Source organism: Actinoplanes sp. NPDC051411, assembly GCF_040682075.1.
GTDB lineage: Bacteria > Actinomycetota > Actinomycetes > Mycobacteriales > Micromonosporaceae > Actinoplanes.
Map to the genome: position 1 here is coordinate 1 of NZ_JBFBAD010000253.1, position 5,338 is coordinate 5,338.

At 70.8% G+C, this 5,338-nt stretch carries 4 protein-coding genes and 1 pseudogene; 3 read left to right on the top strand and 2 right to left on the bottom strand.

Going from position 1 to position 5,338, the window contains the following annotated elements; translation table 11 throughout:
- Window positions 1-381 precede the first annotated feature (381 nt).
- A complete protein-coding gene (locus AB0M88_RS52735; RefSeq protein WP_364116074.1) occupies window positions 382-1,011 on the bottom strand; it encodes an SDR family oxidoreductase in 630 nt (209 codons plus the stop codon).
- A 50-nt stretch (window positions 1,012-1,061) separates the two neighbouring features.
- Here AB0M88_RS52735 and AB0M88_RS52740 point away from each other — a divergent pair, with 50 nt between their 5' ends.
- The 3 genes from AB0M88_RS52740 (at window position 1,062) to AB0M88_RS52750 (ending at window position 3,741) form a co-directional block, all read left to right on the top strand.
- Window positions 1,062-1,583 carry a TetR family transcriptional regulator gene (locus tag AB0M88_RS52740; protein WP_364116077.1) on the top strand — a complete coding sequence of 174 codons (522 nt, stop codon included), beginning with the start codon at window positions 1,062-1,064 and terminating at the stop codon, window positions 1,581-1,583.
- 350 nt (window positions 1,584-1,933) lie between these two features.
- Window positions 1,934-2,917 (top strand): ATP-binding cassette domain-containing protein, encoded by a 984-nt coding sequence (locus AB0M88_RS52745; RefSeq protein WP_364116068.1) that lies wholly within the window; start codon window positions 1,934-1,936, stop codon window positions 2,915-2,917.
- A complete protein-coding gene (locus AB0M88_RS52750; protein WP_364116071.1) occupies window positions 2,914-3,741 on the top strand; it encodes an ABC transporter permease in 828 nt (275 codons plus the stop codon). The genes AB0M88_RS52745 and AB0M88_RS52750 overlap by 4 nt, the downstream gene beginning before the upstream one ends.
- Here the strand turns inward: AB0M88_RS52750 and AB0M88_RS52755 are convergent.
- Window positions 3,742-5,338: pseudogene (locus AB0M88_RS52755) on the bottom strand (AfsR/SARP family transcriptional regulator); the annotation flags it as partial. It lies immediately after the preceding gene.

Consider the following 5,338-nt stretch of genomic DNA (forward strand, 5'->3'; position numbering starts at 1 on the left):
CTTCGGACAAGTCACTTCCCGGACCCGCCAGACCACAGCCTAAAACACCACTCACGATCAACACTTGACAGAGAGGGGTGCCAGATCCGGATGCCGCCGGGTCTCAGTGAACGTTACCTTTTGTAGTCGACGCTCGGCAGCTCCCAGGCGCGAAGCGAGACCGCTCCTGTCACAAGTGCTGGACTCCGTCGGGTTCGGCGCGCAACTTGCTGGTCGACGGCCCCGCCAGCTCAGCGGGTCGCGATCGCGCGTGCGTTTGCCGCCGAAACCACCCTCCTGTTCGCGACGAACCCACCTCCGCCTTTGCGCCCGTCCTGTTAGTACATGCTGCGGCTCTCGTCCGAAATCTTGGATCGGCTGTCCCGGGACTGTCGTGCAGGTTCAGAAGGCGCTGCGGACGGTGCCGCCATCGACGCGGATCGTTGCGCCGCTGATGTATTCGGCGTAGGGGCCGCACAGGTACGCGACGGCGCCGGCGATCTCGTCGCGCCGGCCGTAACGGGCCCGGTCGTTGGGCACGATCTCGCGGACCGAGTTGTACTCGATCTCCTCCCAGGTCTCGCCCCAGCCGCGGTCCGCTGACAGCTTGACCAGGAAGTCCTGCACGGCGGGGACGAGGATCGCGCCGGGCGCCACGACGTTGGAGGTGATCCGGGTGCCGGCCAAGTTTCGGGCGAGCGAGACGGCCATATTGTGGCGGGCCGCGAGGGAGGTGTTGTAATGCGGGTGGTTGCCGAAGGGCTGTACGCCCGGGCCGCCGCCGATCGTGACGACCCGGCCGTAGTCGGGGTCACGCAGGCCGGGGACGATGCGCTGGATCATGCGTACGCCGGAGACGACGTTGATGTTGTATGTGTGCTCCCAGATGTCCGGGGTGGCGGCGGCCCAGTCCAGGTGCTCGTACGCGCCGGCGTCGGTGCCCAGGTCGCCGATCGCGATCGAGGCCTTTCCGCCGCTCCTGACGATCGAGTCGGCGACCGCCCGCGCACGTTCGGCGCCGCGGCCGTGGATGACGACGTCGGCGCCCTCGGCGGCGAGCGCCCGCCACCCGGCAGGCCATCCTGGATTCGGCGGTCACGGCCTTCACCCGGCACGGCTACGACGGCGTGGGCGTGCGCGAGATAGCAACGGTCGCCGGCGTCACGGCGATGCTCGTCAACCGCTACTTCGGTTCTAAGGAGGGCCTGTTCACTGAGGTCGTCGACGTCTTGTTTGCCCCACCCGCGATGATTCCGACCGAGTCCGCGAATCTGGCGGCCGACACGGCGCGCGTCCTGGTGGCCCGCACCGAACCGGACGCCGATCATCTGGGGCCGTTCGAGCTGCTGCTCCGGTCGGCCGCGAACCCCCGGGCCGCCGAAATCGTGCGAGCCGGCATTGCCAAGCATGTGGGCGCACGGTTCACCGCAGCCCTGGACGGCCCCGACGCCCAGGAGCGGGCCGAGCTTGGCCTGGCTCTGCTGGCCGGCACCTGGCTGATGCGTCGGATCATCGGTACCCCGGGCCTGCGTGACGCCGAGCCCGGCCTCCTGGCCACTCAGATAGCCCGCATGCTGGAGGTAATCGTCAGGCCGCCGGCCTAGGAGCGGCGCGGCGCCCTCCCGGCGGCAACGATCGGCCAGTAACCGACAGATGCAAGCCGCTCACGTCGTGTCCGATCACCCCCACCGGCACGATCGCCGGCGGGCCGTCCGACCCGCGACGGGCGAGCGATGGAGCTTCGCCACATCTGTCCGGGTGCCCATTGCGGGATGTCGAGGTAGAAGCAGCGGACCGGGCGTGGCGCGGCGCATCGATCCGGTCAAGGGTCGCTGGGCTGTCAGGGCCGTGTCAGCGCTATGTGCGCCGCATATCAGCGGCACCCGGCAGTCTGCTTCCCGAGGGCCGGTGCCGGCATGGACAGCGGCCCGCGACGGAGGGGACGGTAAGCGACATGAGTGATCTCGTGGTGCGGGCGGAGGGGCTCCGCAAACGATTCGGTAAGACGCAGGCTCTGGACGGGGTCGATCTGGCCATGCGCCGCGGCACGGTGCTCGGGGTGCTCGGGCCGAACGGCGCCGGCAAGACGACCGCCGTACGCGTGCTGGCCACGCTGCTCAAGCCGGACGCCGGTACGGCCGAGGTGGCCGGCATCGACGTGCTGAAGCAGCCTCAGCGGGTGCGGCGGCGGATCGGGCTGACCGGTCAGTATGCCAGCGTCGACGAGGATCTGACCGGCACGCAGAACCTGGTGCTGATCGGTCAGCTGCTCGACCTGACGACCCGGGACGCCCGGAAGCGGGCGGCCGAGCTGCTGGAGTGGTTCGACCTGGCGGAGGCGGCGTCCCGGCGGGCCAAGACGTATTCGGGTGGCATGCGCCGCCGCCTCGACCTGGCGGCGAGCCTGGTCGGACACCCCGAGGTGATTTTCCTGGACGAGCCGACGACCGGCCTCGACCCGGCCAAGCGCGAGGACATGTGGGGTGTCGTCCGCACCCAGATCGCCCAGGGCGCGAGCGTGCTGCTGACCACGCAGTACCTGGACGAGGCGGACGCCCTCGCCGACGAGATCGCGGTGATCAACCACGGCAAGGTGATCGCGTTCGACACGCCGAACGGCCTCAAGCGGCGCGTCGGCGGGCTCACTCTGCGGGTGCGGCCGAGCGACCCGGCCAAGATCGAGGACGCGCTGAAGGTGCTGGACGCGGTCGCGGCCCCGGGCACCAACGCCTCGCTGGACACCGCCGCCGGGGCCCGCGCGGGCGCCGTCTCGGTCCCGGTGGCCGCCGACACGGCGATCGACGAGGCCCTTCCGGCGCTGCGCCGGGCCGGCGTCGAGTTCACCGAACTGGGTCTGCACCTGCCGAGCCTGGACGAGGTCTTCCACGCGCTCACCGAAGAAAACGCTGAAGCCAAGAAGGAGAGTGAGCTCGTATGACCACCCTTGACGTCCCGGTCCGCAACATCGTCGGCGACATCGACAAGCCCCGTGGAGGCGCGCTCGCCGCGTTGATCAGGCATAGCGTGGCGCTCGCGCGCCGCAGTTTGATCAAGACGATACGGACGCCCGAGGCGCTGATCGACGTCACGCTGCAGCCGGTGATCTTCCTGCTGCTGTTCACGTACCTGTTCGGCGGCGCCATCGGTGCCGGTGACCGGCACGCCTACCTGCAGTTTCTCCTGCCCGGCATGTTGGCCCAGTCGCTGGCGATGGGCGGCATCGCCCTCGGGCAGAACCTGAACGCCGACATCGAGAAGGGCGTCTTCGACCGGTTCCGGTCGCTGCCGGTGGCCCGGTCGGCGCCGCTGGTCGGCGCGGTCGCGGCGGACATCGTCCGCTACCTGACCGTGTGCGTCGTGATGCTGGGATTCGGCATGATCATGGGCTTCCGGGTCGAGACCGGCTTCCTCCAGGCAATCGCCGCGGTCGCCCTGGCGGTCGGCTTCGGCCTGTGCTTCTGCTGGATCTCGGTCTGGGTCGGCATGATGGTGCGCACCCCGGGCGCCGTGCAGGGCACGATGTTCCTGCTGGTCTTCCCGCTCTCGTTCGGCAGCAACGTGTTCGTGCAGACCAACACGCTGCCGGGCTGGCTGCAGGCGTTCGTGCACGTCAACCCGATCACGCCGCTGGTCGGCGCGATCCGCGGCCTGCTGCTCGGCGGCCCGGTGGCCCATCCGCTGTGGCAGACGCTGGCCTTCATGGCCGGGCTGCTGGTGGTGTTCGTACCGCTCGCGCTGCGCGGCTACGCCCGCCGCGCCTGACTAGACACCGGGGGAGGAGGCGCTGTCCGACGCGGGCAGCGCCTCTCGGCGCAGCCGCGCCGGATCGGCCCGGAGCAGGGCCGTCTTTCCGTCCAGCTCCCAGCCGATCTCGTACGCGGAAGCGAAGCCGTCCTCGCCGAGCGCCTTCCGGGCCCGCCGCGCGAGCTCCCCGACCTGCATGTCGGTCCAGTCGTGGGTGCCGCGCAACCGGGACGCCAGGCCCAGCAGGTGAGCCGAGTCGGCGGGCCGGCCGAGCGAGTCGGCGAGCCCGGCCGCGGCCACCGCCACCATCGACAGGATCGGCATGTCGCGGCTCTGCACGGCAGCCGCGTACGCCCGGGCCAGCGGTTCCTCGGCGCCCGCCGGATCGCCCCGGAGCACGCACAGCCAGGCCCGCACCGAGCCGATCAGGGCCTGCCCGTGGTCGCCGCCGAACGGGAAGTTGCCGTTCATCCCCTGCTCGGCCGCGGTCAGCAGTTCCTCGGCCCGGTCCAGCCGGCCGAGCCGCACCCACAGGCCGGCCTCGAGCGCATTGACCAGGATGATCATCTCGGCCGAGTTGCTGCGGATCGCCCGCTCCCGGGCCGTGCCGATCATCTCGGTCGCCTCGGCGAAGTCGCCCCGCCGCAGGTACAGGTCGATCCAGCGAAGATCGATGAAGACCTCGTCGGCCAGGCTCAGCGAACCGAACTGGCGGGCCTCCGACCGGGCCTGGCTCAGGTCGGCCAGCGCGCCGTCGAGGTCACCGTCGTACTGCCGGAGCAGGGCCCGCATCGGCAGCGCGGTGGCCATGCCCCAGTGGTCGCCGACCTCGCCGAAACACTCCAGCGCGGCCGTCACGTCCGCCCGGACCTGGCCCAGATCGCCCTCGTTCTCGGCGACCTGGGCCCGGAACATGTGGGCCAGCCCGGCCATCCAGACGTCCGAGCCGTCGAGGATGCGCGCGATGACCGCGCGCGCGGCGTCGAGCTCCTGCAGGAAGAACAGCGTGATCGCGGTCAGCGCGGCGGCCAGGCCGGGCAGCTCGTGCTCGTGGGCGAGCATCCGGCCGCTGAGCTTCCGCAGCTCGCCCTCCCGGGCCTGGACCTCGGCCTCGATCACGCCCGGCTGCGAGCCGATCCGGTTGAGCAGCAGCACGATCTGGGCGCAGTCGCGTTTCACGCTCGCCCGGCCGCCGGGCAGCGCGAGCGCCTCGGCCAGCCAGTAGGTGGCGTCCTGGTGCCGGCCGAAGATCTGCCAGTACCAGGACAGGTCGAGAGCCAGGTCGACGGCGCGGTCGACGGCGCCGGTGTCGCACAGGTAGCGCAGGGCGGACAGGGCGTTGTCGTACTCGGCGCGGATCACGTTCATCGCGCTGAGCTGCCCGGGGCCGCGCAGCTTCGGGTCGTGCTCGGCGATCAGGCGGGCGAGATAGCGGGCGGCGCGACCGCGTACGGAATCCAGCTCGCCTCGCTCGGCGAGGCGCTCCATGCCGTATTCCCGCAGGGTTTCCAGCATGCGGTAGCGCCCGGCATCGGGTGCGAGCTGCAGCAACGACCGGTCGACCAGCCCGGCGAGGAGCTCCGGGATCTCCTGCTCCGGCACCGCGGTGCCGGCA

What these genes read in the sequence shown, in the direction of transcription:
- AB0M88_RS52745 (WP_364116068.1), top strand. Translation starts at nt 1,934, where the DNA reads ATGAGTGATCTCGTGGTGCGGGCGGAGGGGCTCCGCAAACGATTCGGT.
- AB0M88_RS52750 (WP_364116071.1), top strand. Translation starts at nt 2,914, where the DNA reads ATGACCACCCTTGACGTCCCGGTCCGCAACATCGTCGGCGACATCGAC.